The 25,158-nt window shown below is 72.4% G+C and carries 26 protein-coding genes; 17 read left to right on the top strand and 9 right to left on the bottom strand.

Going from position 1 to position 25,158, the window contains the following annotated elements; all coding sequences use genetic code 11:
* The first annotated feature begins 10 nt into the window (after nt 1-10).
* From ACN269_RS12315 to ACN269_RS12305, 3 genes are all read left to right on the top strand, one after another.
* Complete coding sequence (locus ACN269_RS12315) at nt 11-733, top strand: hypothetical protein (protein ID WP_421472575.1); 723 nt, start codon at nt 11-13, stop codon at nt 731-733.
* The gene (locus ACN269_RS12310) at nt 721-1,602 is read left to right on the top strand and encodes a hypothetical protein (RefSeq protein WP_421472574.1); all 882 of its coding nucleotides are present in this window, start codon (nt 721-723) and stop codon (nt 1,600-1,602) included. Before ACN269_RS12315 ends, ACN269_RS12310 begins: the two co-directional genes overlap by 13 nt.
* A 188-nt stretch (nt 1,603-1,790) precedes the next feature.
* Nucleotides 1,791-2,981: a serine hydrolase domain-containing protein gene (locus tag ACN269_RS12305; RefSeq protein ID WP_421472573.1), complete on the top strand. Its 1,191-nt coding sequence runs from the start codon at nt 1,791-1,793 to the stop codon at nt 2,979-2,981.
* Between the two features lie 139 nt (nt 2,982-3,120).
* Here ACN269_RS12305 and ACN269_RS12300 read toward each other — a convergent pair whose 3' ends face one another.
* Nucleotides 3,121-4,305 carry an NAD(P)/FAD-dependent oxidoreductase gene (locus ACN269_RS12300; protein ID WP_421472572.1) on the bottom strand — a complete coding sequence of 395 codons (1,185 nt, stop codon included), beginning with the start codon at nt 4,303-4,305 and terminating at the stop codon, nt 3,121-3,123.
* 82 nt (nt 4,306-4,387) lie between these two features.
* Entirely contained in the window at nt 4,388-5,335 is a 948-nt protein-coding gene (locus tag ACN269_RS12295) for an RNA polymerase sigma-70 factor (protein WP_421472571.1), read from the bottom strand.
* Nucleotides 5,336-5,488: 153 nt separating this feature from the next.
* On the opposite strand from ACN269_RS12295, the gene ACN269_RS12290 reads away from it, so the two are divergent.
* The 3 genes from ACN269_RS12290 (at nt 5,489) to ACN269_RS12280 (ending at nt 7,389) form a co-directional block, all read left to right on the top strand.
* Nucleotides 5,489-5,623: a hypothetical protein gene (locus tag ACN269_RS12290; protein ID WP_421472570.1), complete on the top strand. Its 135-nt coding sequence runs from the start codon at nt 5,489-5,491 to the stop codon at nt 5,621-5,623.
* Nucleotides 5,624-6,079: 456 nt separating this feature from the next.
* Nucleotides 6,080-6,349, top strand: a complete 270-nt coding sequence (locus ACN269_RS12285) for a hypothetical protein (RefSeq protein ID WP_421472569.1) — start codon at nt 6,080-6,082, stop codon at nt 6,347-6,349.
* Nucleotides 6,349-7,389, top strand: a complete 1,041-nt coding sequence (locus tag ACN269_RS12280; RefSeq protein WP_421472568.1) for a hypothetical protein — start codon at nt 6,349-6,351, stop codon at nt 7,387-7,389. Before ACN269_RS12285 ends, ACN269_RS12280 begins: the two co-directional genes overlap by 1 nt.
* 13 nt (nt 7,390-7,402) lie before the next feature.
* Here ACN269_RS12280 and ACN269_RS12275 read toward each other — a convergent pair whose 3' ends face one another.
* Nucleotides 7,403-7,933, bottom strand: a complete 531-nt coding sequence (locus tag ACN269_RS12275; RefSeq protein ID WP_421472567.1) for an SRPBCC family protein — start codon at nt 7,931-7,933, stop codon at nt 7,403-7,405.
* A gap of 1 nt (nt 7,934) precedes the next feature.
* On the bottom strand, nt 7,935-8,246 hold the full coding sequence (locus ACN269_RS12270) for an ArsR/SmtB family transcription factor (RefSeq protein ID WP_421472565.1): 312 nt from the start codon (nt 8,244-8,246) through the stop codon (nt 7,935-7,937).
* A gap of 97 nt (nt 8,247-8,343) precedes the next feature.
* Between ACN269_RS12270 and ACN269_RS12265 the strand changes: the two genes are divergently transcribed.
* Nucleotides 8,344-9,273, top strand: coding sequence for an LLM class F420-dependent oxidoreductase (locus tag ACN269_RS12265; RefSeq protein WP_421472564.1), 930 nt, complete (start codon nt 8,344-8,346; stop codon nt 9,271-9,273).
* Nucleotides 9,274-9,277: 4 nt separating this feature from the next.
* On the opposite strand, the gene ACN269_RS12260 is transcribed toward ACN269_RS12265, so the two are convergent.
* Nucleotides 9,278-9,700 (bottom strand): hypothetical protein, encoded by a 423-nt coding sequence (locus ACN269_RS12260; protein WP_421472563.1) that lies wholly within the window; start codon nt 9,698-9,700, stop codon nt 9,278-9,280.
* 120 nt (nt 9,701-9,820) lie between these two features.
* Between ACN269_RS12260 and ACN269_RS12255 the strand changes: the two genes are divergently transcribed.
* Both ACN269_RS12255 and ACN269_RS12250 read left to right on the top strand, forming a co-directional pair.
* Nucleotides 9,821-10,573 (top strand): hypothetical protein, encoded by a 753-nt coding sequence (locus ACN269_RS12255; RefSeq protein ID WP_421472562.1) that lies wholly within the window; start codon nt 9,821-9,823, stop codon nt 10,571-10,573.
* A gap of 41 nt (nt 10,574-10,614) precedes the next feature.
* Nucleotides 10,615-11,847, top strand: a complete 1,233-nt coding sequence (locus ACN269_RS12250) for an FAD-binding protein (protein WP_421476303.1) — start codon at nt 10,615-10,617, stop codon at nt 11,845-11,847.
* 77 nt (nt 11,848-11,924) lie between these two features.
* Here the strand turns inward: ACN269_RS12250 and ACN269_RS12245 are convergent, their stop codons facing one another.
* Both ACN269_RS12245 and ACN269_RS12240 read right to left on the bottom strand, forming a co-directional pair.
* The gene (locus ACN269_RS12245; RefSeq protein WP_421472561.1) at nt 11,925-13,100 is read right to left on the bottom strand and encodes a site-2 protease family protein; all 1,176 of its coding nucleotides are present in this window, start codon (nt 13,098-13,100) and stop codon (nt 11,925-11,927) included.
* Nucleotides 13,101-13,172: 72 nt separating this feature from the next.
* Nucleotides 13,173-14,027: an alpha/beta hydrolase gene (locus ACN269_RS12240; protein WP_421472560.1), complete on the bottom strand. Its 855-nt coding sequence runs from the start codon at nt 14,025-14,027 to the stop codon at nt 13,173-13,175.
* A 275-nt stretch (nt 14,028-14,302) separates the two neighbouring features.
* Between ACN269_RS12240 and ACN269_RS12235 the strand changes: the two genes are divergently transcribed.
* From ACN269_RS12235 to ACN269_RS12220, 4 genes are read left to right on the top strand one after another with little or no spacing between them, the layout of a single operon-like run.
* The gene (locus tag ACN269_RS12235) at nt 14,303-15,202 is read left to right on the top strand and encodes an ABC transporter ATP-binding protein (RefSeq protein WP_421472559.1); all 900 of its coding nucleotides are present in this window, start codon (nt 14,303-14,305) and stop codon (nt 15,200-15,202) included.
* A 3-nt stretch (nt 15,203-15,205) separates the two neighbouring features.
* Complete coding sequence (locus tag ACN269_RS12230; protein ID WP_421472558.1) at nt 15,206-15,949, top strand: ABC transporter permease; 744 nt, start codon at nt 15,206-15,208, stop codon at nt 15,947-15,949.
* A 26-nt stretch (nt 15,950-15,975) separates the two neighbouring features.
* Nucleotides 15,976-17,106: a sensor histidine kinase gene (locus ACN269_RS12225; protein WP_421472557.1), complete on the top strand. Its 1,131-nt coding sequence runs from the start codon at nt 15,976-15,978 to the stop codon at nt 17,104-17,106.
* Nucleotides 17,103-17,735: a response regulator gene (locus ACN269_RS12220; protein WP_421472556.1), complete on the top strand. Its 633-nt coding sequence runs from the start codon at nt 17,103-17,105 to the stop codon at nt 17,733-17,735. Before ACN269_RS12225 ends, ACN269_RS12220 begins: the two co-directional genes overlap by 4 nt.
* Nucleotides 17,736-17,744: 9 nt before the next feature.
* Here ACN269_RS12220 and ACN269_RS12215 read toward each other — a convergent pair whose 3' ends face one another.
* Together ACN269_RS12215 and ACN269_RS12210 are read right to left on the bottom strand one after the other, a co-directional pair.
* Nucleotides 17,745-18,656 (bottom strand): L,D-transpeptidase, encoded by a 912-nt coding sequence (locus tag ACN269_RS12215; protein WP_421472555.1) that lies wholly within the window; start codon nt 18,654-18,656, stop codon nt 17,745-17,747.
* A gap of 76 nt (nt 18,657-18,732) precedes the next feature.
* On the bottom strand, nt 18,733-20,178 hold the full coding sequence (locus ACN269_RS12210) for an alpha-amylase (protein ID WP_421472554.1): 1,446 nt from the start codon (nt 20,176-20,178) through the stop codon (nt 18,733-18,735).
* A gap of 275 nt (nt 20,179-20,453) precedes the next feature.
* Between ACN269_RS12210 and ACN269_RS12205 the strand changes: the two genes are divergently transcribed.
* From ACN269_RS12205 to ACN269_RS12190, 4 genes are read left to right on the top strand one after another with little or no spacing between them, the layout of a single operon-like run.
* Nucleotides 20,454-22,088, top strand: a complete 1,635-nt coding sequence (locus ACN269_RS12205) for a hypothetical protein (protein WP_421472553.1) — start codon at nt 20,454-20,456, stop codon at nt 22,086-22,088.
* Nucleotides 22,085-23,551 (top strand): NADH-ubiquinone oxidoreductase-F iron-sulfur binding region domain-containing protein, encoded by a 1,467-nt coding sequence (locus tag ACN269_RS12200; RefSeq protein ID WP_421472552.1) that lies wholly within the window; start codon nt 22,085-22,087, stop codon nt 23,549-23,551. Before ACN269_RS12205 ends, ACN269_RS12200 begins: the two co-directional genes overlap by 4 nt.
* 41 nt (nt 23,552-23,592) lie before the next feature.
* Nucleotides 23,593-24,210 carry a thioredoxin-like domain-containing protein gene (locus ACN269_RS12195; protein WP_421472551.1) on the top strand — a complete coding sequence of 206 codons (618 nt, stop codon included), beginning with the start codon at nt 23,593-23,595 and terminating at the stop codon, nt 24,208-24,210.
* Complete coding sequence (locus ACN269_RS12190; protein WP_421472550.1) at nt 24,207-25,100, top strand: cytochrome c biogenesis CcdA family protein; 894 nt, start codon at nt 24,207-24,209, stop codon at nt 25,098-25,100. Before ACN269_RS12195 ends, ACN269_RS12190 begins: the two co-directional genes overlap by 4 nt.
* The last annotated feature ends 58 nt before the right edge of the window (nt 25,101-25,158 follow it).

Here is a 25,158-nt window from a genome sequence, read left to right as displayed (position 1 = left end):
GGAGTGTTCGATGAGTCGCTTGGCACGCCGCCTCGCGGTGATGGCAGTGGCCGGCGCGACGGTGCTGGCCACGTCCAGCACCGCGCTGGCGCAGACCGACAAGCCGCCCACCAAGGGCGTCGACTGCGTGGTCCAGTACGTCGACGAGCGCGGCGGGATCATCCGCACCGAGACCGAGCCGGAGGGTCGGGAGTACGGCCGGTTCCGCTGCGCCAGCGGACAGTGGACGTTCGCCTGGGACCCGTTCGGCGCGGACGACGCGATCGTGGCCGACGAGGTCGTCGTCGACCCGTCCGGTGTCGTCTCGGTACGGCGGTTCACCGGCCCGGCGCTCGGCAACGACCTGACGATCGGCGAGATCACCGCCATCGCCCAGGCCGTCACCGGCAGCGGGGAGGTGATGGTCGACCGTGCGATCGTGGCGGTCGACGACGGCAAGCAGCGGACCCCCGAGGAGATCGCGGCACTGCTGGCCGGCAAGGACGACACCGGGGTACGGGTGCTGGGTACGATCGACAAGCCGGACGCCGCCATGTCGGCGAAGGACGTCATCGACGAGGCCGGCGGCACCCCCGAAGGCAGCGTCGTCTACTTCAGCATCTTGGGCGCGATCAAGTCGGTGTTCGCGTGGGTCGCGGACACGATCAGTGACATCGGTGACTGGATCGAGCGGCACTGCGACTGGGGGCTCTCGCCCAGCGGCCTGGGTGTGGTGGTCACATGTCGCTGGTAGCGCGGGACGTCACCAGGCGGGTCGGAGTCGTCGCCCTGACGCTCGTCGTCGGGCTGGTGGCGTCGTACGCGCCGTCGCGGGCGGCCGAGGGGGACGCCCGGACGACGGTCGTCGACCAGCCCGGTGCTCCGGGAACGATGCTGCGCCAGTTCGAGGACCTCACCGGCCGGAGCGTCGGTGACCTGAACACGGTGCTGGCCGTCGACACCGGCGGTCGGAACGTCACGGTCGACGAAGCCGCCGCGCTCGTCGCCGGCGAGAAGGTCGACGGTGTCACGGTCCTGGGCACGATGCCCGGCAGCCGGGACATCCTCGGCACCACCATGGCCGATCTGGCCGACGGCGCGTACGACGGCAAAGACGGCGGCGGTACCCTGCTCTTCGCCTCCTCCGTCCCGGGCGGCCGGGAGTGGTGCATCACCATGTGCGTGGCCTCGGGGAAGTCCGTGTACGAGTGCTTGCTGTCGCGCCGGACAGGCGAGCTGATCCGCACCCTCGACTTCACCGGAGACACGACGGTCGGCGCGACGAAGACGGCCTTCGAGAAGGTCAACGGGGTGGCCGTCGAGGGTCCGTACGCCGTCGACACGCTCATCGGTGACGGTGAGCCCTCGGCGGACGAGATCCATGCGTTGCTGGACGGCAAGGACGTCGACTCGCTGCGCCGGGTGGCGACCGTGCCGACGCCGGACACCGGCTGGGCGTTGGCCGACATCGCCGAGAAGTCCGGTGTGCCGTACCGGAAGACCACCATCCACATCTTCACCTTCGGGCTTCCCTTCATCGGGAAGGTCCTGGTGGTCTGCGTCTCGCACGACGACGGCAAGACGTGGAAGTGCTCGACCCGCCCCTGGAGCGGGTGGTTCTAGGTGCACCGGAGAGCGGTGTACCTCAGCGGCATGAGATTCCGCCGAGGTATACCGCTCACCAGGGTCAGCGCCTCGCGCGCACGGGTAGCGCAGGCTGTACCCGAAGGTGGGTAGCTGGGGGGATCGTCCCTGTATCGGAATTCTTGAACCCTTGAGGGCGTAGAGCTTTCCGAGACAGAGGAGCAGTCATGCCCCCGCACGCCGTCACGTCCACGCGCCGCCGGGCCCTGCGGGCTCTCGCCGCGACACTGGCCGCCGCCACCGTTCTGACCGGCTCCGCCGCGTTCGCCGCCACCGACAGCGGTCGGCCGACCGGTCCGCGCGACGCCGTCCAGCGGCAACTGGACGGCTTGGTCAGCGACAGCGGCTTCCCCGGCGTCCTCGCCTCCGTCCGGGGGGCCGACGGCCGGGTCCGCGACTACACCGCCGGGGTCGGCGACCTCCAGACGCGCCGCCCGGTTCCCCGGGACGGCCAGGTTCGCATCGGCAGCAACACCAAGACCTTCACCGCGGTGGTCGTCCTGCAGTTGGTGGGGGAGGGCCGCATCGACCTGGATGCCACCGTCGAGCACTACCTGCCCGGAGTCGTGCGAGGTCACGGCAACGACGGCGACACCATCACCGTACGGCAGCTGTTGCAGCAGACGAGCGGCCTGCCGGACTACGACGACGTGCTCTTCACCAAGGCGCAGGACCTCGTCGACAAGAGCCACTCGTACTACCAGCCGAGGCGGCTGGTGGACGCCGCGCTGACGAACGCGCCGCACTTCGCGCCCGGCGCGCAGTGGGAGTACAGCAACACCAACTACGTTCTCGCCGGGCTCATCGTCGAGCAGGTCACCGAGCGTCCCATCGGCGAGGAGATCACCAACCGGATCATCAGGCCGCTCGGCCTGCGCGACACCTACTGGCCGGGGGTGGGGGAGCAGTCTCTTCGGGGTACGCACCCGCACGGCTACGTTGCCGTGGCACCGGGCGCACCATGGGTGGGCGTCACCGACATGGACCCGTCGCTGGGCTGGGCCGCCGGCCAACTGGTCTCCACCCCGGACGAGCTGCGTACCTTCTTCCAGGCGCTCGTCGGCGGTCGGCTGCTCGAGCCCGCGCAGCAGAAGGCGATGCTGACCACCGTTCCGGCACCCGACTTCGAGCCGACCGGCGAGTACGCGTACGGGCTCGGCATCGCCAGCCACGAGTTGCCCTGCGGCGGCGAAGCCTGGGGCCACGGCGGGGACATCCAGGGCTTCGAGACCCGCAACCTGGTCACCCGCGACGGCCGTGGGGTCGTGGTAGCCGTGACCGGACTGCCGACCGGTGAGCAGATGCTCGCCAAGGTGAACGAGAGCGTCGAGACGGCGCTGTGCGCCACCGACCACTGAGGCACAACCGGTTCGGTGACATCGCACACGGATCGCGACGGCCCGGTGACGGCCGTCGCGGTCCCGTCCGTGCGGGTGACGGTCCGGCCTGCCCACGACCGACTGGCGGAGGTGGGCAGGCCGGACGTTCTCCTGAGCGTCACACCGTCGCGCGGGCCTGCGTCCGCGTCGCCGTCACGCGGCGGCGACGGACCGGGAACGGGATGGGGTGGGAGATGCTCCAGGCGGCGCCCTTGCAGACGACCTCCTTGTAGCGGGCCGCCAACCTACCCGTCAGCTGGGACGGCTTGGCCCGGTCGTCGGCGGTCACGTACTGGATGATGCCGTCGCGGCGGCCGAGGCTGATGCACTGGTTGAAGTAGCGCAGCGGCGCGTTCGGCATCTTCGTCCGGCCGGTCAGGCGTGCGGCGATGGCGTCGGCCGCCTGCCAGGCCATCGGGGTTCCCGAGGCGCAGGACATCCGCAGCGGCTTGCCGCCCGGCCCGGCGGCGAGTCCGGCGTCGCCGACGGCGTACACGTCGGGGTGCGAGACGGACCGCATGGTGTCGTCGACGACGATCTGCCCGGTGGCCGCGACGGTCAGGCCGGTGGCGGCGGCGATGGGGTGCACGGCGAAGCCGGTCGTCCAGACGGTCACTGCGGCCGGGATCGTCCGACCGTCGGCGGTGACCACGCCGGTCGGCTCCACCCGGACGACGTCGGTGTGCTCGTGGACCGTGATGCCCAGCCGGTCCGTGACGCCCCGCAGGTGCTGCCGCGCCTTCTCGCTGAGCCAGTCGCCGAGGCCGCCACGGGCGGCGAGCGCGACGTCCAGGTCGGGTCGGGCCTCGGCGATCTCGGTGACGGCCTCCAGGCCGGTGAGACCCCCGCCGACCACGAGCACCCGCTGGCCGGCCGCGAGGTGCGCGAGCCGGTCACGCAGCCGCAGCGCCGACGGCCGACCCGCGAGGTCGTACGCGTGCTCGGCGACCCCGGGAACGCCGTGGTCGGCGGAGGCGCTGCCGAGGGCGTAGACGAGCGTGTCGTACGCAATCTCGTCGCTGCCGTGCTCGTCGGTCAGCGCGACGGTCCGGCGGTCGACGTCGACGGCGGTCACCCGGGCGACGCGGACCCGCACCCCGGTGCCCGCGTACACCCGGTTCAGCTCGCGGCGCGGCAGGTCCTGGCCGGCGACGAGCTGGTGCATGCGTACCCGCTCGACGAAGTCGGCCTCGGCGTTGACCACGGTGATCTCGATGTCGTCGGGGTGCAAGCGGCGGGCCAGGCGGCCGGCGGCGATCGCTCCGGCGTAGCCGGCTCCGAGGACGACGATGCGGTGCTTCATGGCGGCGCTCCTGTCTCGGCGATGGTCGCTACCTGAACCGGGCGGCGACGCCGTTGCTGACAGCAGGCGGCTATGACCTGGGTCACCAGACGTGCAGGAGCGGCTCCGCGTGCGCGGTGACGGACCACTGGCGGGTGACGCGTTCGAGCTTGTCGGGGTTGACCTGCACGCGGATCGCCGCGACTCCCTCGGGCGTGACCTCCAGGGACATGACGCCGACGACCTGCTCGCCGGTCACGACGACGACCGCGGGGCCGCCGTTGACGACCTCGGCGTAGAGGGCGGGACTGCTGCCGCCCACCAGGTTCCGTTTGACGTCGCTGGGCCGGAAGAGGCCGCGCAGGAACTTCGCCACCGCCAGCGCGCCGACGACCGGCGTGGTGCGGGCCGGGATCTTGCCGCCGCCGTCACCGATGCTCGTCACGTCCCCGGTCAACAACTCCACCAGCCGCTGGATCTGGCCGCTGTTGGCCGCCGTGAGGAACTCGGTGACGATCGTCCGGGCGGCCGCGTCGTCCACGGCAGCGCGCGCCCGGCCGGCGGAGACGTGCTGCTTGGCGCGCCGGTAGATCTGCTGGCAGTTCGACTCGGTGAGGTCGAGGATCTCGGCGATCTCGCTGTGCGGGTAGCCGAACGCCTCGCGCAGCACGTACACCGCGCGTTCGTTGGGCGACAGCCGCTCCATGAGGGTGAGCACCGCCATCGAGACCGATTCACGCTGCTCGACGGTGTCGACCGGGCCGAGCATCCGATCCCCGGCGAGGACGGGCTCGGGTAGCCAGGTGCCCACGTAGGTCTCCCGCCGGGCGCGCGCCGAGGTGAGCTGGTTCAGGCACAGGTTGGTGAGCACCCTCGTCAGCCAGGCCTCGGGCGTCTCGACCCGCTCCCGGTCGGCGGCCTGCCAACGCAGGAACGTGTCCTGCACCGCGTCCTCGGCGTCGCTTGCCGAGCCCAGCAGTCGATAGGCGATCGCCTCCAGGCGCGGCCGGGAGCGCTCGAACACCTCGATCTCGTCGGGACGCAGCGACATGGCCCGACAGTAGCCGCGCTCGTCGCGCGGCCAGTGCCTGACCGCACCATCGACACAATGACGGCGTGGACGCGCGCCAGTGGACGTGGGCGGCGCAGGACCGCTGTCCGGGCTTCTGCCTCAGGGTGACCCGGGGTCAGCTGGCCGCAGATTGTGGACCGCGACGGGGCGCAGACGGTCACCCTGCACCGGCTCGGTGGTGACGGGTCGTACGAGGAGCACGCGAAGATGCCGTTGGCGTGGCTGCTCCAGTCGGCCCCCGCCGACCACCTCGACCAGAGCCTCTGACACCCGGCAGCAGCGCTCTCGCCGTGTGCCGCGCTGTCCGCTGAGGCGTTTGCGCAGGTCAGTGGCCTGTTCGTCAAGGACAGATGTCGCTAACTGGACAAGACGGTAAAGCCCCTGATAGGGGACGCTTGGGGCAGGTGAGAAGGCGGCGGCTGTCGGGCCACAGCCCCGCCCGCGTGCCCGGTACGGACAGCACCGTCCGCTCCGGTGCCGCCCTCGCCGGCCCGGCTCCGCCGGTGCGGGCCCGGCACAGCCGCCGGCTCCGACGAGGCGTACGGCTCGGCCGTCCCACACCGCTGGAGGCGCCCGCAGCGGTGTCACCGTCCACCGCCGGCGACGTCGCCCACCGGCACGTCGCCTACGTGCCCTGTCGACCACACGCATCGTGGATCCCGCCCGGTTCGGCGTCGCTCACCCGCGCGCCCGACCGGGCGACCGAACCAGAGAGGCCCTGCCATGGCGGCTCCCACCGCGACCGCAGCCCTGAACGCATCCGTCTTCGCGCCGGGTGACCAGATGCTGCTGACCGTCACGTACTCCGACGCCGACACCAAACCGCTGACCGTCACCATCGTGGTCACCGACGCGCAAGGCAACAGCAGCGCGCCGGTCAAGGTGACCGCGGTCATCGACCCGCTCACCGTGACCGTCTCCGACAACTCCGGGCGTGCCTGGACCCGGGTCTCCGACAACGGTTCCGTGGCCGTGTACCGGGCGGTGGCGTGATGCCCCGGGTCACCGTCCAGGTCCGCGACGCGGCCGGCAACACGGCGACGGCCGGGGTCGACTACACCCTGCGCCAACCGGTGCTCGGCGGCTACTACCTGTCCGGCGGGGCCGACCCCACCGCCGACATGGCCGGCGGCAACTTCCGCTCGTTGACCCAGTACCGCAGCTTCGCCGACGGGTACATCTTCCCCGGCTACAACCGGCCCTGGCTGGTCAACCTGGGCAAGGCCGGCGTGCAGATGAACATGGTCCTGGAGTTGAAGCACTACGGCGCCGGCGACGCCGGGCCGCAGACCTTCACCGTGGACGGCGTCACCTACACGGTGCCCGCGCCGTCGATGACGATCCAGCAGCGTCCGGGGGTCACCCCGTGGCCCAAGGCGTACGGGTACACCCAGGTGCTCAACGGCCAGTGCGACGGGCTGTTCGCGCGTGCCCTGTCCCAGTACCGTTCGCTCGGCTTCGGAGTGAACATCCAACTCGCCTCCGAACTGGACACCGACCACGAGTTCGGCACGACCGAGGCCGGCAAGGCGTACACCTGGGCCGAGTCCGACGCGCGGGCGGTGCAGGCCGTGAACTACATCGTCACCTGGTTCAAGGCCCGGACGCTGCCCACCGGCACCACCTTCTCGGTGGGGGTGGGCGGCTTCGACCGGGCGTGCTTCCAACGCACCCACACCGAGGCGCTGATGTCCCGACTGGACTACCTGCAGTGGAACGCCTACGCGACCGCCGCCGGCCAGACCGCGCTGGCCCGCTTCCGCCGGACCAAGGACTGGGCGGTGGCGGACCTCGGCCCGGTGGCGCTGTCCCGACCGGTGATCATCGCGGAGTACGGGGTGCGGTCCGCCGAGATCCCCGACCAGGCGGCCTGGATCGCCACCGTTCCGGCGGCGATCGCGCAGCTCAACGCCGAGCGTGGGCCCCTGATCGCGCGGACCAACTACTTCAACTCCGGGTGGGGCACGCTGTCGCCCAAGGCGGCCGGGTTGGCCGCGCTGCGGACCGCGTACGCCACCCGACCGTACGTCTGAGCAGGAGCGGCGGTCACTCGGCGTCGAGCTGCTCGGCGTACGCATCGCGCAGCGCGGGCCAGCCGAAGTCCTTGGCCTCCGCGCCGCGGATGGGGCCGACCGGGTCGCCGTCGAGCAGCCGGTCGGCCACGTCGAGGCAGAGGTGCCAGCCGGCGGCGACCATCGGCAGCACGCCCCGGTCCGCGACGGTGTGTCGCAGGGTGAGCCGGGTGCCGTCACCCGAGGGGGTCAGCTCCCAGCGCAGCAGGTCGTCACCCCAGGTGTATTCGAGCAGCTGGGGTGGCTCGGCTCGGCGTACCACCGCGGTCTGTTCGGCGGTCGTCTCGCCGTCGACCAGCGTGAGCACGGCGGCGCCGGGGCTGCCGAGGTCACGGTCGGCGAGGAACGGCGCCCACTGCGCGAGCTGGGCCGGGTCGGTCAGCGCCGCCCAGACCACGCCGGGTGGGTGCCGCAGGTCGCGGACGAACACCAGCGTCACGCCGCCGTCGGCGTGCTCGGTGTACGCCTCGCCGGGCGGGCTGGGGCGGAAGGCGTCGCGGTCCATGTCACTGCTCCTGACTGTCGAGGTGTCGTTGCAGGGCGTCCAGGTGCCGGCTCCACAGCCGGCGGTACGGGTCGAGCCACCCGTCGACCGCTCGCAGCGGCTCCGGGTCGAGGCGGTAGATCCGCTGCCGGGCGGCCACCCGGACGGAGACGAAGCCGGCCTCGCGCAGTACCCGCAGGTGTTTGGAGATGGCCGGCTGACTCAGGCCGAGCCCGTCGACCAGCTCGTTCACGCTGTGGTCGCTCGCGCGGAGCGCGTCGAGGATCCGGCGTCGGGTGGGCTCGGCGAGCACGGCGAACGCGTCGCTGGACACCCGCCTAATATGCCTTGCTGTTCATATGTCCGTCAAGGCATACGACGGTCAGAGCCGTCCCGGAGCGGGACCGAAGGCCGCTATCTATGCTCGGAGCATGGAACTGCGGATCTTCACCGAACCCCAGCAGGGTGCCACGTACGACCAACTGCTCGCGGTGGCCCGACGTGCCGAGGACGCCGGCTTCGGCGCGTTCTTCCGCTCCGACCACTACCTCAAGATGGGCTCGGTGAGCGGCGACCCGGGCCCCACCGACGCGTGGACCACGCTGGCCGGTCTGGCCCGCGACACCAGCAGCATCCGGCTCGGCACGCTGATGACCGCCGCCACGTTCCGGCTGCCCGGCCCGCTGGCGATCACCGTGGCGCAGGTCGACCAGATGAGCGGCGGCCGGGTGGAGCTCGGCATCGGCACCGGCTGGTACGGCGATGAGCACACCGCGTACGGAATTCCGTTCCCGGCCCTGGGCGAACGGTTCGACCGGCTGGAGGAGCAGCTCGCGGTCATCACCGGCCTCTGGTCCACCCCGGCGGGGGAGCTGTTCAACCACCCGGGCCCGTACTACCCGGTCAGCGACTCGCCCGCCCTGCCCAAGCCGGTGCAGCAGCCCCGCCCGCCGATCCTGCTCGGCGGAATGGGGCCGAAGCGGACGCCCCGACTCGCCGCCCGCTACGCCGACGAGTTCAATCTGCCGTTCGCGTCGGCGGCGGACTCGGCGGCGCAGTTCGACCGCGTCCGCGCGGCGTGCGCCGAGATCGGCCGCGACCCGGCGGGGCTGGTCTGGTCCAACGCCCTGGTGCTCTGCTGCGGACGCGACGACGCCGAGGTGGCCCGCCGGGCCGTCGCCATCGGCCGTGACCCGGACGAGCTGCGGGCCAACGGCCTCGCCGGCACCCCGGACGAGGTCCTGAGCACCATCGACCGGTACGCCAAGATCGGCAGCCAGCGGATCTACCTCCAGGTGCTGGACCTGGCCGACCTCGACCACCTCGACCTGGTCGCGAGCGAGGTGCTGGCGAACCTGTGACTCGTCATGCGCGGTGCTGCGCGTGCCGGCCCGGCTCGCGCAGCACCGTGTCCAACCGGCCGTCACGGTCGCTGTCCACATAGGTGATGTCCGGTACGCCGTCACCGTCCACGTCGATCTGGACGACGTCGGCGACGCCGTCACCGTCGAGGTCGGTGACGATCTCGACCGACCCGTCCAGGTGCCGCGTCACGATCGACCGCGACCCGCCGCCGGGCTCGCGGGGCGGCGGCCCCGGCGACGGTACGGGCGTCGGCGCGGGAGCGGGTGCGGGCGTCGGCCGGGGACCGGGGGTGGGCGCCGGGTGGCTCGGCATCCGGACGTCCGGCGGCGCGCTGGCCGGCTCGACCGCGCTGCCGGTCGGGTCCAACTCCTCCTCGGACGGGAAGACGTCGCCGCGCGGGGCCGGATCACGGTAACTGCTCATGGGCGTAGGGTTCCCCGACGACAGCGAGAACAACCGTGCCCGATCGTCGGGTGTCCTCGGTGCCCGGTGTGGCGGAAGATGTCGGGACCGACGCCACGGTCACGAAACGGGGGTCCACGGGTGGAATTGCGCCGGAATCGGGGGGCCCGCGCGCTCGCCCTGGCCTGCGTACTCGGTGGGGTGATCCTCCTGGTCTATCCCAGCGACCGCGCCCCGCTACGGACGATCATCGCGGTGGGTGCCATCGCGCTCGGCGCGGTGGCACTGGTCAGCGCGTTGCGCCCGTTCCGGTTCGGCATCCACGCGGACGGGCTGAGCATCCGGCGGCCCGGCCTGCGCCGGGAGTTCCGCTGGGCCGAGGTCGACACGGTGATCCTGGACGAGCCGCCCCGCCGGGACGGCTACCCGACGCCGCCGAGGCTGTTGCTGGTGCCCGTGCAGGCGATGCCGCGCGAGCTGGTGACCGCCCGCCACCCGCTCGACGGCCGACCGGCCATCGAACTGCTCGTCCTCGACCAGGTCCGCGAGCAGCCCGAGCAGGTGTCCGAAGCCCTCACCCGGCACGCCGGAGACCGCTTCGTCGACCTGCTCGCCCGGCGGCGCGCCGCCTTCGCCGTTCCGGACATCACGGTCGGCCTGCGCGGCTACGCCATGGATCGGGTCGACCGGTTGCTCCGGCGTGGCCAGGACGCCCTGCTGTCCGGTGACGCGGCGGCCCGGCAGGCGGCACGTGGTGAGATCGAACGCGCCACCGCGGCCGGTCTGCCGCGCGCGCAACGTGGTTACAACTCGGTCCAGGTGGATACGGTGCTAGACGCCCTCCTCGCCGCTCTGAGCGACCAGCAGTCCACCGATCGGGAGACCGCCACGTGACCACCCCGGGACCGAACGCCACGTCGACCGCAGCTCCCGAGATCCCGCGCCGTAACTGGGCCGGCAACGTCCGGTACGCGGCCCGGGCGTTCCACCGACCGACCTCCCTCGATGAGGTGCGCCGCCTCGTCGCCGGCAGTCCGCGCGTCCGCGCGCTCGGCACCGGGCACTCCTTCAACCGCCTCGGCGACACCGAGGGTGACCTGGTGAGCCTGGCCGGCCTGCCGCCGAGTGTCGAGGTGGACCGCGATCGCGGCCAGGTCACCGTGAGCGGCGCGATGCGCTACGGCGACCTCGCCCGGCAGCTGCACCCGCAGGGGTACGCGCTGGCCAACATGGCGTCGCTGCCGCACATCTCGGTCGCCGGCGCGGTGGCCACCGCCACCCACGGCTCCGGCCCCACCCACGGCAACCTGGCCAGCGCCGTCGCCGGCCTGGAACTGGTCACCGCCGACGGCGACCTGCTGCGGATCGACCGCGACGACGACACGTTCGCCGGGATGGTGGTGGGGCTCGGCGCGCTCGGCCTGGTCACCCGGGTCACCCTGGACCTGGTACCGGCCTTCGAGCTGCGCCAGTACGTGCGGCTCGACCTCGACCCGGCCGCGCTGGACGAGGCGCTCGACTCGGCGTACAGCGTGAGTGTCTTCACCGACTGGCGTACGCCGCGGCTGCGGGAGGTGTGGCGCAAGCAGCTCGCGGACCAGCCGCCGCCGACGGTGGACTGGCTCGGCACCACCGCCGCCGAGCAGCCCCGGCATCCGGTGCTCGGCATGCCGCCGGAGAACTGCACCCCGCAGCTCGGTGAGCCGGGCCCGTGGCACGAGCGCCTGCCGCACTTCAAGCTCGGCTTCACCCCGAGCAGCGGTGACGAGTTGCAGTCCGAGTACCACCTGCCGCGTGCCGCCGTCGCCGACGCGCTCGCCGCCCTGGCCGACGTGGCGCACCTGATCGCCCCCGTCCTGCACGTGTGCGAGCTGCGGACGGTGGCCGCCGACGAGCTGTGGCTCAGCCCCAACTACCGGCGGGACAGCTTCGTCGTCCACTTCACCTGGGTCGACGACACCGACGCGGTGCTACCCGTGCTGGCCGAGGTGGAGGCGCGGTTGGCCCCGTTCGCCCCGCGCCCGCACTGGGGCAAGGTCTTCGTCACCGACCCGGAGGACCTGTCGGCCCGCTACCCGAGGTACGCCGACTTCGCCGCGCTGCTGACCACCCTGGACCCCGCCGCCAAGTTCCAAACCACCCAGCTCAACCACCACTTCCCCCGCTGACCGGCCCGGACCCATTCGCCCGGTGATCATGAAGTTATTGCCTTCCGGCTCGGCGTGTCGGCGCAATAACTTCATGATCAGCGGGAGGAGGACCGGGAGGAGGAGCGGGAGGAGGAGCGGGAAGCCGTGGGGGTGCGGAGGGTGGCGCGTTGGACGGCGCGGCTGATGTCGCTGGGGGAGACGATGCCGGTCAGGTGGCCGTCGTCGGTCACCACCAGGGCGCGGCCGTCGGCGCACTCGGTGAGCCGGGGGAGCAGGTCGTTGAGCTGTTCACCCGGCTGGGCGAGCACCAGCTCGTCGGCCCGGCAGGCCACCTCCGCGAGGGTCGTCGATGCGCGCCGCTCGGCCGGTACGCCCCGCACCCGGTCCACGGTGACCAGGCCGGTCGGTCGCCCCTGGTCGGTCAGCGGCAGCGCCGAGTGCCGGTACGCGAAGAGGTAGTGGTCGACGAAGTCCGCGACCGTCATCTCCGCCGACGCGGTCTGCGGCTGTGGAGTCATCACGTCGGCGACCCGGATTCCACGCAGTGCCGTACCGGTGCGGGCCTGCCGTTCCTCCACCCCGGCGGCTCCGATCAGGAACCAGCCGATCAGCGCCAACCAGAGGCCGCCGAAGCCGATGCCGGACAGGAACTGCCACAACCCGAGGCCGATGAGCAGCACGCCGAGCACCCAGCCGGCCCGCGCGGCGACCACGGACGCCCGGGTCCGGTCGCCGGTGGCCTTCCACACCGCCGCGCGCAGTAGCCGGCCGCCGTCCAGCGGAGCGGCCGGCAGCACGTTGAAGACCGCCAGCAGCACGTTGATGCCCGCCAGCCAGGCGATCGCCCCGAAGAGCAGCCCGCCCTGCCCAACCAGCGCGAACAGCAGCGCGATGACACCGAAGAACGCCCCGAGCAGCAGACTGACCAGCGGGCCGACACCCGCGATGCGCAACTCCGCGCCCGGGTCGCGCGGCTCGCCCTTCAGCTCGGCCACGCCGCCGAACAACCACAGGGTGATCCCGTCGACGGTGAGCCCGTTGCGCTTGGCCACCACGGCGTGCGACACCTCGTGGGCGAGCAGGCCGACGAAGAAGACCACCGCCGCGGCCAGACCGGCCAGGGTGTACGCCACGGGCGAGCGGTCCGGGTACGAGCGGGGAAACTGGTTGGCGGCCAGTCCCCACGCGATCAGCGCGAAGATGACCAGCACGCTCCAGTTGACGCCGACCGGCACCCCCGCGATCCGACCGATCCGGAAACTCGCCCTCATCCTGGGCTCATACCCACGGTCAGCCGAGCCATGCGGCAGGCGGTGCGAACGGCGAGGCCGAGTCCCTGGCCGTCAGCGGCGAGGCATCTCGCTGGCGATCGTCGCCTCGCGGGGAAGTGCCGCCGCCCGCATCGCCCAGTCCAGCGCGTAGTCGGCGATCGCCTCCCAGCCGGGCGCCCCGACGGTGAAGTGTGACCGGTCGGGAAACTCCTCGTACGCGGTGAGGGCGCGGGACTTCTGATAGAGCCCCGCGTTGGCGCGGACCACCGACGCCGGCACCACGTGGTCCTGCCCGCCGGCCATCAGCAGCAGCGGCGCCCGGTCGACGCGTCCGGTGTCGACACGGGCGGGCGAGCGCGGGTCGACGTTGGCGAACGCGCCCTCGAAGAACACCCGGCCCGCTCCGGGGACGGCGTATCGCTGCCAGGCCCGGTCGGACTCCTCGCGGCTCAGGGTGTTGCCGAAGGTGTAGGCGAAGTCGTCCGGGGTGAACGGGACGGCCTTGCCGCGGTTGGCGGGGCTGCGCAGGATCGGGAAGCCGGAGCGCAACTGGCTCAACGGCACCTTGAGCACCCCCTTGATCGCCGCGGGGTGCACTCCCACCACCGCCGCGCCGAGGCCCCGGTCGGCGAGGACCTGGGCGAACAGCCCGCCGAACGAGTGACCCATGATGATCGGCGGCCGGGGGAGCGCCCGGATGATCCGGTCGTAGTGGGCGACGATCGTGGCCATGCTCTGCTCGGCGATCGGGCTGGGATCGTCGCGCAACTGCTCCACGGACCGGTCCATCCCGGGCCAGGCCGGGGCGATCACGTGCATGCCGCGCGCGGTGAATCGCTGGGCCCACCCCTCCCAGCTGCGCGGAGTCATCCAGAGTCCGTGGATCAGCACGACCGTGTCGACCTGGCCCTGCGGTGTGGCGCCCATCGCGTCCTCCCGGTGTCGCGGCGTCCGGCGGCGCGCTTACCCGCTGCCGCCGCCGCAATGCCTGCGGCGGGGCGGATGTGCCGGAGAGCGTGATGACTCAGGGGCATCTTGATGACTCGGTGGCATCACGCTCGTCGCGGTCCTCGCCCGCCGGCCCGTCACGCTGCGTGCCCGCCGAGCTCTGAGCCGTGCCGTCGGGGCCCTGACAAATGTCACGGCCGGGACGTGACGGCCGGTTCAGGAGTCGAGGTCCGCGACACCCCAGCATTCATTTCATGACAAGTACGCAGCCGGCCGTCGAGCTGAACGGCCTCACCAAGACCTTCGGTACGGTCACCGCGGTCGACGGACTGAGCCTGCGGGTGCAGCCCGGCGAGGTGGTGGCGTTCCTCGGCCCCAACGGGGCGGGCAAGACCACCACGATCGACATGCTGCTCGGCCTGGCCCGTCCGGACGCGGGCGCGGTGCGCGTACTCGGCGGCACCGCCGACGAGGCGGTGGCCCAGGGTCGGATCGCCGCCGTGCTCCAGACCGGGGGTCTGCTCAAGGACCTGACCGTGGGCGAGACGGTACGGATGACCGCGCACTTCTACCGGCACACCCGCCCGGCGGCCGAGGTGCTGGAGCGCGCCGGTATCGCCGAGATCGCCGACCGGATGGTCGGTCGGTGTTCGGGCGGTCAGCAGCAGCGGCTGCGCTTCGCGTTGGCGCTGCTGCCGGACCCGGACCTGATGGTCCTCGACGAGCCGACCACGGGCATGGACGTCGAGGGCCGTCGGGACTTCTGGCAGGCTCTGCGCCGCGATGCCCGCGACGGCAGGACCGTCATCTTCGCCACCCACTACCTCGACGAGGCGGACGCGTACGCCGACCGGATCGTGCTGGTCCGCCAGGGCCGCGTCGTCGCCGACGGCACCACCGCAGAGATCAAGAACCTGGCCGCCGGTCGTACGGTGCGGGCCACCCTGCCCGGCGCGGACCAGGCCGCGCTCGCCGCGTTGCCCGGCGTCGACGCCGTGGAGGTACGCGGCGACACCGTGCTGGTGCGTACCGGCGACTCGGATGCGATCGCCCGGCACCTGCTCACCCGGACCGCCGCCCGGGACGTGGAGATCACCTCCCGCAACCTCGAGGACGCCTTCCTCGCCCTGACCACCGAGCGAATCGGAGCCTGACGAATGTCCACCCCCATCGCCCCGGCCGTTCTCGGCATCGAGCTGCGCCGGGTGCTGCGCAACCGCCGTACCCTCGCCTTCACGCTGATCATGCCGGCCGCCTTCTTCCTCATCTTCGGTCTGCCGCAGCGGGGGCAGACGCTCGACAACGGCCGACCCGTCACGGCGTACATCATGATCAGCCTCGCCGTGTACGCGGCGATGGTGGCGACGACCAGCGCGGGTGGCGCGGTCGCCACCGAGCGGGCGTTGGGGTGGAGCCGGCAGCTACGGCTCACCCCGCTGCGCCCGAGCGCGTACGTGGCGATGAAGCTCGCCACCGCGATGACCCTCGGCCTGCTCGCGGTCGTCATCGAGTTCCTGGTGGGCGCCATGGCAGGTGTCCGCGTCCCGGCGTACGTCTGGGTGCTGTCCGGGCTGGCCGCGTGGATCGGCTCGCTGGTGTTCGCCGCGTTCGGCCTGTTCGTCGGCTATCTGGCGCCGGCCGAGAACGTCATGCAGTTCATCGGGCCGATCCTGGCGGTGCTGGCCATGTTCGGCGGGCTGTTCGTGCCGGTCGAGGTGCTGCCGCACGTGCTCCAACAGGTCGCGAAGTTCACCCCGGTGTACGGCATGGGTGAGCTGGCCCGCTCGCCGCTCACCGGCGACGGTGTGAGCATGGCGGCAGTGGCCAACATCGTCATCTGGACCCTGGTCTTCGGTGTCGGCGCGGCCCGGCTGTTCCGCCGGGACACCGCTCGGGTCTGACCGCCGCGACCGCTAGCGTGGACCCGATGGACCTTCCGGCAGGGCAGCCCCGGCCGATGACCCGCCACTGGCGGTACATCGGCTGGCTGCTGGCCGCCGTGTGGCTGTTCTTCCTCAACGTGCCGCTCACCACGGCGCTGCACCAGCCGCAGCCCTGGCGGCGGGTCGTCGGAGTGGCCGCCCTGGTGCTCTTCGGCCTGGGCTACGTGCTGCTGTTCCAGTGGGCCCGTCGACTGCGCCAGTCGCTGCTGCCGATCCCGGCCGGGCGGGCGCGGGTGGGCCTGCTGTTGCTGCTCGCGGTGGGGCTGGCCAGCATCCCGGGCACCGGCGGAGACTGGCTGGCGACGCTGGTCTACGTGGCTGCGGCCGGTGTGTTCCTGCTGCCGGCGTGGGAGGCGGCGGCCACCGTGGCGCTCTGCGCGGTGACCCCGGCGCTGACGTCCTGGCTGGTGAGCGGGTGGGAGGCGGAGAACGGCATCGTCTTCGCGGTGCTGCTCGCGTCGTTCGCCATGTTCGGCGTGTCGCGACTGGCTCAGCGCAACAGCGAGTTGCAGGCCGCCCAGCAGGAGATCGGCCGGCTCGCGGTCGCCGAGGAGCGGGCCCGCGCCGCCCGCGACCTGCACGACATCCTCGGGCACTCGCTGACCGTGGTGGCGATCAAGGCCGAGCTGGCCGGCCGACTGATCGAGGTGGACACCGTCCGGGCCGCCGCCGAGATCGCCGAGGTGGAGCGGCTGGCGCGGTCGGCGTTGGCCGACGTCCGGCAGACCGTCGGGGCGTACCGGGAGGTCACCCTCGCCGGTGAGCTGGCCGGCGCGCGGTCCGCGCTCGCCGCCGCGGGCATCGCGGCCGAGGTGCCGGCCGAGACGCCGGAGTTGCCGCGCGAGTGGGACCGGTTGTTCGGGTGGGCGGTGCGCGAAGGGGTGACGAACGTGGTCCGGCACAGTGGGGCGCGGTGCTGCGTGATCCGGGTGCACCCGGATCGGGTCGAGATCGGTGACGACGGGCGGGGCCCGTCCACACCCGACGCCGCCGGGTACGGCCTGGTCGGCCTACGGGAGCGGGCCCGCCGGCTGGATGCCGTGGTCACCGTGGGTCGGCGTGGCGACGGCACCGGTTTCCTGCTGCGGGTGCACGCTCCGGGGGAGGCCCGGTGAGCGGCTCCTCGACGCCGATCCGGCTGTTGCTCGCCGACGACCAGGCGCTCGTGCGGGGCGCGTTGGCCGCGCTGCTGTCGCTGGAGCCGGACCTGACCGTCGTGGCCGAGGTCGGCCGGGGCGACGAGGTGGTGTCCGAGGCCCTCCGGCACACGCCCGACGTGGCCCTGCTGGACGTCGAGATGCCCGGCCTGGACGGCATCGCCGCCACCGCCGCGGTGCGGGCCGCGCTGCCGACCTGCCGGGTGCTGGTGGTGACCACGTTCGGTCGGCCCGGCTACCTGCGTCGCGCCATGGAGGCCGGCGCGAACGGGTTCGTGGTCAAGGACACCCCGGCCCGGCAGCTCGCCGACGCCGTCCGACGGGTGCACGCCGGCCTGCGGGTGGTGGACCCGACCCTGGCCGCGGAGACGCTGGCCACCGGGGCGAGCCCGTTGACCGAGCGGGAGACCGAGGTGCTGCGGGCGGCGCGGGGCGGCGGCGCGGTCGCCGAGTTGGCGAGGGCGCTGCACCTGTCCGAGGGGACGGTACGTAACCATCTGTCGGCGGCGATCGGCAAGACCGGCGCGCGGAACCGGGCCGCGGCCGTACGCATCGCCGAGCAGAACGGTTGGCTGCTCGGTGACTGAGCGGCCCGCTCAGGCGGTCGGCGGTGGGGTGGGGAGCTGGTCGACGACCACCAGGCTGCTGCCGGGCCGGACCTCGGCGAGCAGTTCCCGCTGACCGCTGCGGGTCACCCGGATGCAGCCGTTGGTCGTGTTCTCGCCCAGTTCGTCGTCGTTCTGCCAGGTGTGCAGGCCGATGTGCGCCCCCTTGAGCCCGGTCGGCACCGCCTCCGGGTCGTCCGGCACCGAGCCGAGGGCGTAGATGTCCACGCCGCCGTAGACCTCCTCGGGTGGCGGGGTGCGGCCCAGGATGAAGGTGCGCCCGAGCGGCGTCTCCTGTCCTGACTGGCCGAGGCTCGTCTCCCAGGAGCGCACCGCCTTGCCAGCCCGGTACCAGGTCAGCCGGTGCGCCTTGCGCTCCACCACGAGCTGGTCGCGCAGCGCCACGGTGTCGAACCCGCCCGGCGCCAGCCAGGCGAGTTGCCGGTTCGCCGACGGCAGCAGCACGGCCGTCCAGCCGGCCCGCCGCTGGGCGATCGGCACGGTCAGCTCGACGCCCGCGAGCGTCGGCTCGACGAAGGCCAGCGGCCGGCCACCAGGCGCGTCGTACGCGGCGATCCGTCGGGTCGGGTGCACGCCCTCGGTCAGTGGGGTGGTGTCCATCGTGGCCGGGTCGGCGGGGAAGCCCCGGGGAGCGGGGTCGTAGTCGAGCACCGGTAGGCCGGCCGGGGCGGGTGCGGCCGGCGGGACCGACTCGTCCGGGCTCTGCTCGACGCTGTTCGGCGTCGGGTCGGCGACCACCACGTTCTGCTCGTCGCGGGCCGCCGAGCGTGGGGTGAGAGCCTGGCCGACCAGCAGCGCGGCGACCAGCAGCACGGGTACGGCTACCGCACCGACGATCCAGCCGGCGCGACGACGGTACGGGGACATTCGGTCAAACGGCACCAAACCACTCTATGGCGGTGGCCGGTCCGGGGCCCCCGGTTCGGCGATACCCGCCGTCTGGAGGCCCCAGGGTCGGTCAGAGCCGCGCGCCGATGTGGATGGCCACCGCGTCGTGCGCCGGCACGTTCGTGGCGAACCAGCCGTTACCGTCCACGGTGATCACCGGGCCGCTGCACGATCCGTTGGCGTACGTGCCGTGGATGACGTCGCAGTACCGGCCGGCGGGCAAACCGGTGTAGTACGAGCGTCCGTTCACCGCGGCGTCCTCGTCGTTGACCGTGAGGTAGCCCTTGCCGCTGCGGCTGAACGCGATGTGGTTGTTGCCGTTGTCGTACCAGTTGGCCACCCCGGCGCCCTCGGTGGCGTTGCGGAAGCCGACCATGTTGGCGATCACCGGCCAGCGGTGCTCGCATTCCCAGCCGGAGTAACAGGTGGTGTCGAGGGTCTTGTTGCTGCCGTCCGAGGGCGGGCCGGCGTCCCGGTCGCTGAAGGTGTAGCTGGACATGACGGTCGGCGACCCGTACGGCCAGGCCAGCATGAAGGCGTTGGCGAGGGCGTAGATGCCCCGGTCGCGGTAGGTCAGCACGCCGCCGCTGTCGCGCTGGGTGTCGTGGTTGTCCACGAACACGGAGGCAGAGCCGGAGGGCAGGTGCCCCCAGCCCTCGCCGAAGTTCTTCAGGTAGGCGAGCCGCTCGGAGCGGAACACCCGGGCCAGGTCCTTGCCGTAGCGGAACTCGTGCACGTCGCCGTTGCCGGTGTACTCGGTCGGCTGGACCGGCTCGCCGGCGCCGTAGATGACCTCCTGCACGATGTACGCCGAGCGGGAGAGCTTGCCCTTGATGGCGGCGATGTCGGCGGCCGGCATGTGCTTGCTGGCGTCCATCCGGAAACCGTCCACACCGAGGGACAGCAGGTCGTTGAGGTAGGACGCGATCTTCGTACGGACGTAGTCGGACTCGGTCTTCAGGTCGGACAGGTTGACCAGCTCGCAGTTCTGCACCTCGTACCGGTCGTTGTAGTTGGCGATGTCGTCGCCGCCGTTGCGCCCGCAGTGGTGGAAGTCCTGGGTCTGGTAGATGCCCGGGTAGTCGTAGTGCGCGTACGACGAGCCGGCCCAGCCGGTGCCGCCGCTGTCCTGGCCGGACATGTGGTTGACGACGGCGTCGACGATCACCTTCACGCCGGCCGCGTGGCAGGTGTTCACCATCGACTGGAACTGGGCCCGGGTGCCCTTGCGGGACTCGATCCGGTAGCTGACCGGCTGGTACGCCATGTACCACTGGTTGCCCCGCACGTGCTCCTGCGGGGGCGAGACCTGCACGTAGCCGTAGCCCTTGGGGCCGAGAGTGCTCTGGCACTCGCTGGCGACCGACGGCCAGTTCCACTCGAAGAGCTGGACGATGACCTTCTTCGCGTTGGCCGGGCTGGCGGCGGCCGGGGGCGGTGTCGCGGTGAGGGGAACCAACAGGCTGGCGACCAGGCCGAGGGCGAGGATCGCCGAGCCGCGTCGACGGTGGCGCATCGGAACTCCTGAGGGGAGCGGGGGTGGGGGAGGTGGTGCGGGGGAGCGCAGAACTGCTCGGATCTTGCAGTTCGTGCTGAAAATTTGCGGAAAGGTTACAAGCGTGTTGCAAGGACTGTCAATGCATGGACCTGTGTCACTGCCTCTTGTCTGCGCGGGGGCGTGCACAACGCACCGCGACCCCACTCGGTTCGATCGCGGCCCAGAATTTTTTCCTCCCGGGTGATCCGCGCGCGCCGCCGGTCCGTACTGGATGGGGGAGCAGGGGTCGGCCGGTGGTACGCCGCCGCGAGACGATCGAGGAGCAGATGGCCCGGGCAAAGCAGAACCAGAAGGCCACCGAGGTCCGGACCAGCACCAGCAGTCGAGGGGTGCGGACGCGGTCCCGCTCGGCGACGATGATGCTGATCGCCTCGATGCTCGCCGCGTTCTGGGCGGCGACCATGCTGACCGGCGCGGGTCAGATGGCGTACGCGTACGGCTTCTTCTTCACCGAGTTCTTCGCCGGCGTGATCGCCCTGGTGTCGCTGAGTCTCACCGTGATGCTGGGACTGCTCGCCACCGACCGGCTGGTGCTGAACATCTCGCACCGCGTACTGATGCAGTCCGCGCACCGCGCCACCGGCGTCCTGGGCACGGCCGGACTGGTCTTCCACGTGCTTACCAAGATCGCCACCGGTCGGGCCGCGCCGACCGACTCACTCGTGCCGTTCGTCGGTGGCCGAGGGCTCTACGTCGGCCTGGGCACGGTGGCCGCCCTGCTCATGGTCAGCGTGATCTGGACCGGCATCATCCGGGCCCGCTTCGCCGGCGTCGGTCCGAAGTGGCTGTGGCGTACGCTGCACTCCGCCGCGTACCTCGCCTGGCCTTTCGCGATCTTCCACGGTCTCAACGCCGGGCGGGCGGCGGCGTCCTGGGTGGTCCTCAGCTACGCCGCGTGCGTCCTGTTCGTCGTGCTGGCGCTGCTGGTCCGGCTCTCGGTCACCATCGGCCGGCGCAGCCGCGAGCAACACCAGGCCGCCGTGCGCAACGCGGCGCTGGCCGGGCGGGGCACCGACGAGGGCCGTGGACGCTCGCTGCTGGCCGGCCTGGGCCGCCGCCGCGAGACCAGCGAGGACAAGCGTCCGGCCTGGGCGGAGGCCACCACCGCCACCTGGACCGCGCCGACCGGCCCGCGGCGGCGGGACCCCGAACGGTTCACCGTTCCGGTGGTGCCCGAGCCCGGCTCGCTGGTCGAGCCGACCCGACCCAGCCGGCGTCGCCGGGACGAGGAACCCGCCGCCCGACAGGACCGCCGCGAAGAGCTGGAGACGACGGCCACCCGCCGCGCCGCGCGCCGCAGCGCCGAGGAGGAGACGGCGCCGGTGACCCGGCGGCGCGCCTCGCGCAGCCGCGACCGGGACGAGGAGACCACCCAGACCGGGCGGCGGCGTGCCGAGGAGCCGGTGGTCGAGCGGAGCAGTCGCCGGTCCCGCACCGAGGACGAGGGCACCCGGTACTCGGCCCCGCCCCGGCGGGCCGCCGACGAGCCGGAGGAGCCGTGGGACAGCCCGCGCCGCTGGCAGGCCGCCGAGCCGATCTCGGCCGGTCCGGTCTCGGTCGAGCCGATCTCGGCGGGTCCGATCTCCAGCAGCCCGATCTCGGCCGGTCCCATCTCGGCGGCACCGCGCAGCGGCAGCGGCCGGCACAGCGCCGAGGACGACCTCCCGGAGGAGCCGGACTACTGGCGCCCGCCGGCCCGGTACGTCCCCGACGAGGTCCCGCCGCCCGTCGACGACACCCCCACCCTGGTCGACCTGGCATCTCGTCGCGCGCGGCGGGCCGAGGGACGCTCCGCCAAGCGCCGCAAGGCCAGCGCGGACGCGGTGGACGGGGCGTACTGGGCCGGACTGCGGGGTGAGGCGAAGTGATGCGGACGACCGTCCCTCCGGTGGCCTGCGTCGGTGAGCCTCGGCTGACCGCCGGCTTCGCCGAGTTCGGACGCCTCGACCTGGCCGCGCACGAGGAGGTGCACGGACCGATCGGCCCGATGGAGCCGGCGCAGCTGCTGCGACTCGCCGAGGGCATGCAGCTCAAGGGCAAGGGCGGCGCGGGCTTCCCGTTCGCCCGCAAGCTGCGCGCCGTGCTGGAGTCCTGCGAGCGCCAGGACCTCGCCGCGGTGGTGGTGGTCAACGCCACCGAGGGGGAGCCGGCGAGCTGGAAGGACAAGGTGCTGCTCACCCGCGCCCCGCACCTGATCCTCGACGGCGCGGCGTTGGCCGCGTACGCGCTGGACGCCGACGAGATCGTGATCGGTGTGGCGGACGACGGGGTCGGCCGGGACTCGCTGATGGAGGCCCTCGACGAGCGGCGGATGCCGGTGCCGACCACCATCGTCACCGTGCCGCACCGGTTCATCTCCGGCGAGGGTGGCGCGCTGGTCAACGGGATCAACGGGCTGCCGCACATCCCGCCCGGCACCAAGAAGCGCTCCAGCGACTCCGGGGTCAGTGGCCTGCCCACCCTGTTGTCCAACGCCGAGACGTTCGCCCAGCTCGCGGTCGGCGCGCGACTCGGCCCGTACGAGTACGCGGCGCTCGGCACCGACGACGAGCCGGGCACCGTGCTGCTCACGGTGACCGGCGCGGCGGCCCGGCCGGCCGTGGTGGAGTGCACCGCCGGCATGCCGCTGCGCGACGTCCTCGACCTGTGCGAGGTCCCGGACGTGCAGGGCATCCTGATGGGCGGCTACCACGGCAAGTGGATCACCGCCGAGGCGGCGGAGAAGGCCGAGGTCTCCCGCAGGGGCCTCGCCGCGGTCGGCGGCACCCTGGGCGCGGGCATCATCATCCCGATCGGGGTGGACACCTGCCCGCTCGGTGAGGCGGCGCAGGTGGTGCGCTACCTGGCCGGCGAGTCCGCCGGCCAGTGCGGCCCGTGCAAGATGGGTCTGCCGGACCTGGCCCGCGCCGTCGACCTGGCCGTGGCCGGCAGCCAACCGGCCGACGTCGTCCGCGCCGCCGCGGGCGAGGTCAAGGGCCGGGGCGCGTGCAGCCACCCCGACGGTACGGCCCGCTTCGCGCTCTCGGCGATCGAGGTCTTCGCCGAAGACCTGCGGCTGCACAGCACCGGCGACGGCTGCGGTCGGCGGGTCAAGGGTGTCATGGGGCTGCCCGGCGCACCCGATCCGAACCCGCAGAAGCTCACCCTGGACTGGTCCCGCTGTGACGGGCACGGCCTCTGCGCGCACGTGGTGCCGGACTTCATCCGGCTCGACGCCAACGGTTACCCCGCCTTCCCCACCACGCCCGTGCCGACCTGGCTGCGCGAGGGCGCCCTCAAGGCCGTCAAGGTCTGCCCGGAACTCGCCCTGCGCCTCGCCAAGGCCGAGTAGGGAAAGGCACTGACCACCACACCCGTCGAACGGAGCTGCGGATGCGCAAGCGGAACGGGCGGACAGCGGCGGCGTACCCGCCCCGGGTCGCCATCGTGGGGGCGCTCGTCGCCGCCCTGCTCGCCACGGCGGCCTGCACCGGCACGGTGCCGCCCGACGCTGCCGCCGCCGGGACCCCGCCGGCCGCGACCGGCTCCCCGACCCCCTCGGCTACCCCCTCGGCCGGCGCGTCGTCGGCCCCGGCGGCCCCGGTTCCGGACACCCTGCGCTTCACCGGCACGACCCTTGCCGGCAGCGCCTTCGACGCGACCCGACTGGCCGGTCGGCCGGTGGTGCTCTGGTTCTGGGCGCCGTGGTGCGCCACCTGCGCCAGCCAGGCCTGGACGGTGGCCGAGATCGCCCCGAAGTACCGGGACACCGTGCCGATCGTCGGCGTCGCCGGACTGGGCGAGCAGCGCGACATGAAGAACTTCGTCACCGAGTTCGACCTCGGCGACATGCCCCAGATCGACGACCGCAAGGGCGTGCTCTGGAAGCGGTTCAAGGTCACCGAACAGAGCATCTTCGTGATCGTCGACCGGGACGGCAAGGTCGTCCACCAGGGCTTCCTGGACGGTGAGTCGCTCACCGCCCGCGTCGCCGCGCTGGCCGGGGCGTGACCGGTCCGCTGCTGCTCGCGCTGACCGCCGGCATGCTCGGCGCGGTCAACCCGTGCGGTTTCGCGTTGCTGCCCGCGTACCTCTCACTGCTGGTCGCCGGAGCGTCGGACGCCCGCGGCGCGGTCGGCCGCGCGCTCACCGCGGCGGCCGGGCTCACCCTCGGGTACGTGGTGGTCTTCGGCGCCTTCGGCTTGGCGCTCGCGCCGCTGGCCGGCTGGCTGCGGCCCCGGTTGCCGTGGCTGACGGTGGTGCTCGGGCTGCTGCTCGTGGGGGCCGGTTGCTGGCTGCTCGCCGGTCGGCGTCTGCCCGCGCCGGGTTGGACCGCCCGGGCGCCCCGGCTGAGGAGGTCCTGGCCGTCGATGGCGCTGTTCGGGGCGGCGTACGCGCTGGCCTCGCTCGGCTGTGCCATCGCGCCCTTCCTGGCCATCGTGGTGACCAGCCTCCAGGCCGGCTCGACCGGCCGCGGGTTGGCGCTGTACGGCGCGTACGCCCTCGGGATGGGCCTGGTGGTCGCGGTCGCCGCGGTCGGTGTGGCGCTGCTGCGCGATTCGCTGGTGGCGCGGCTGCGCATCGCCGGCGCGCTGGTGCCCCGGCTCAGCGGTCTGGTGCTGCTGCTGGCGGGTGCTTACGTCGCCTGGTACGGCTGGTACGAGCTACGGCTCGCCGCCGGCCGCCGAGATGCTCTGCACGACCCGGTCATCCAGGTGGCCGCCCAGATCCAGCGAGCCCTGGCCGACACCGTGGACCAGGCCGGCCCAGCGGTGCTCCTGGCCACCCTGGCAGCGCTGCTCCTCCTGGCCGCGCTCCTCACAAAGCGTCCCCGCCGCCCGCCCCCAACCCTTGTTGACCATGAAGTTATTGCCCCGACACGCCGAGGTGCGGAGCAATAACTTCATGATCATCCGCCGGGGCGGGCGCGGTGGTGTGGGTCTTGACATCGCGGAACGA

Source organism: Micromonospora sp. WMMD736 (assembly GCF_049179015.1).
In the GTDB taxonomy this organism is placed as follows: Bacteria; Actinomycetota; Actinomycetes; order Mycobacteriales; family Micromonosporaceae; genus Micromonospora.
This window is presented reverse-complemented; position numbering and strand designations above follow the sequence as displayed.

What these genes read in the sequence shown, in the direction of transcription:
- ACN269_RS12315 (WP_421472575.1), top strand. Translation starts at nt 11, where the DNA reads ATGAGTCGCTTGGCACGCCGCCTCGCGGTGATGGCAGTGGCCGGCGCG.
- ACN269_RS12310 (WP_421472574.1), top strand. Translation starts at nt 721, where the DNA reads ATGTCGCTGGTAGCGCGGGACGTCACCAGGCGGGTCGGAGTCGTCGCC.
- ACN269_RS12305 (WP_421472573.1), top strand. Translation starts at nt 1,791, where the DNA reads ATGCCCCCGCACGCCGTCACGTCCACGCGCCGCCGGGCCCTGCGGGCT.
- ACN269_RS12300 (WP_421472572.1), bottom strand. Translation starts at nt 4,305, where the DNA reads ATGAAGCACCGCATCGTCGTCCTCGGAGCCGGCTACGCCGGAGCGATC.
- ACN269_RS12295 (WP_421472571.1), bottom strand. Translation starts at nt 5,335, where the DNA reads ATGTCGCTGCGTCCCGACGAGATCGAGGTGTTCGAGCGCTCCCGGCCG.
- ACN269_RS12285 (WP_421472569.1), top strand. Translation starts at nt 6,080, where the DNA reads ATGGCGGCTCCCACCGCGACCGCAGCCCTGAACGCATCCGTCTTCGCG.
- ACN269_RS12280 (WP_421472568.1), top strand. Translation starts at nt 6,349, where the DNA reads ATGCCCCGGGTCACCGTCCAGGTCCGCGACGCGGCCGGCAACACGGCG.
- ACN269_RS12275 (WP_421472567.1), bottom strand. Translation starts at nt 7,933, where the DNA reads ATGGACCGCGACGCCTTCCGCCCCAGCCCGCCCGGCGAGGCGTACACC.
- ACN269_RS12265 (WP_421472564.1), top strand. Translation starts at nt 8,344, where the DNA reads ATGGAACTGCGGATCTTCACCGAACCCCAGCAGGGTGCCACGTACGAC.
- ACN269_RS12260 (WP_421472563.1), bottom strand. Translation starts at nt 9,700, where the DNA reads ATGAGCAGTTACCGTGATCCGGCCCCGCGCGGCGACGTCTTCCCGTCC.
- ACN269_RS12245 (WP_421472561.1), bottom strand. Translation starts at nt 13,100, where the DNA reads ATGAGGGCGAGTTTCCGGATCGGTCGGATCGCGGGGGTGCCGGTCGGC.
- ACN269_RS12240 (WP_421472560.1), bottom strand. Translation starts at nt 14,027, where the DNA reads ATGGGCGCCACACCGCAGGGCCAGGTCGACACGGTCGTGCTGATCCAC.
- ACN269_RS12235 (WP_421472559.1), top strand. Translation starts at nt 14,303, where the DNA reads ATGACAAGTACGCAGCCGGCCGTCGAGCTGAACGGCCTCACCAAGACC.
- ACN269_RS12230 (WP_421472558.1), top strand. Translation starts at nt 15,206, where the DNA reads ATGTCCACCCCCATCGCCCCGGCCGTTCTCGGCATCGAGCTGCGCCGG.
- ACN269_RS12225 (WP_421472557.1), top strand. Translation starts at nt 15,976, where the DNA reads ATGGACCTTCCGGCAGGGCAGCCCCGGCCGATGACCCGCCACTGGCGG.
- ACN269_RS12210 (WP_421472554.1), bottom strand. Translation starts at nt 20,178, where the DNA reads ATGCGCCACCGTCGACGCGGCTCGGCGATCCTCGCCCTCGGCCTGGTC.
- ACN269_RS12195 (WP_421472551.1), top strand. Translation starts at nt 23,593, where the DNA reads ATGCGCAAGCGGAACGGGCGGACAGCGGCGGCGTACCCGCCCCGGGTC.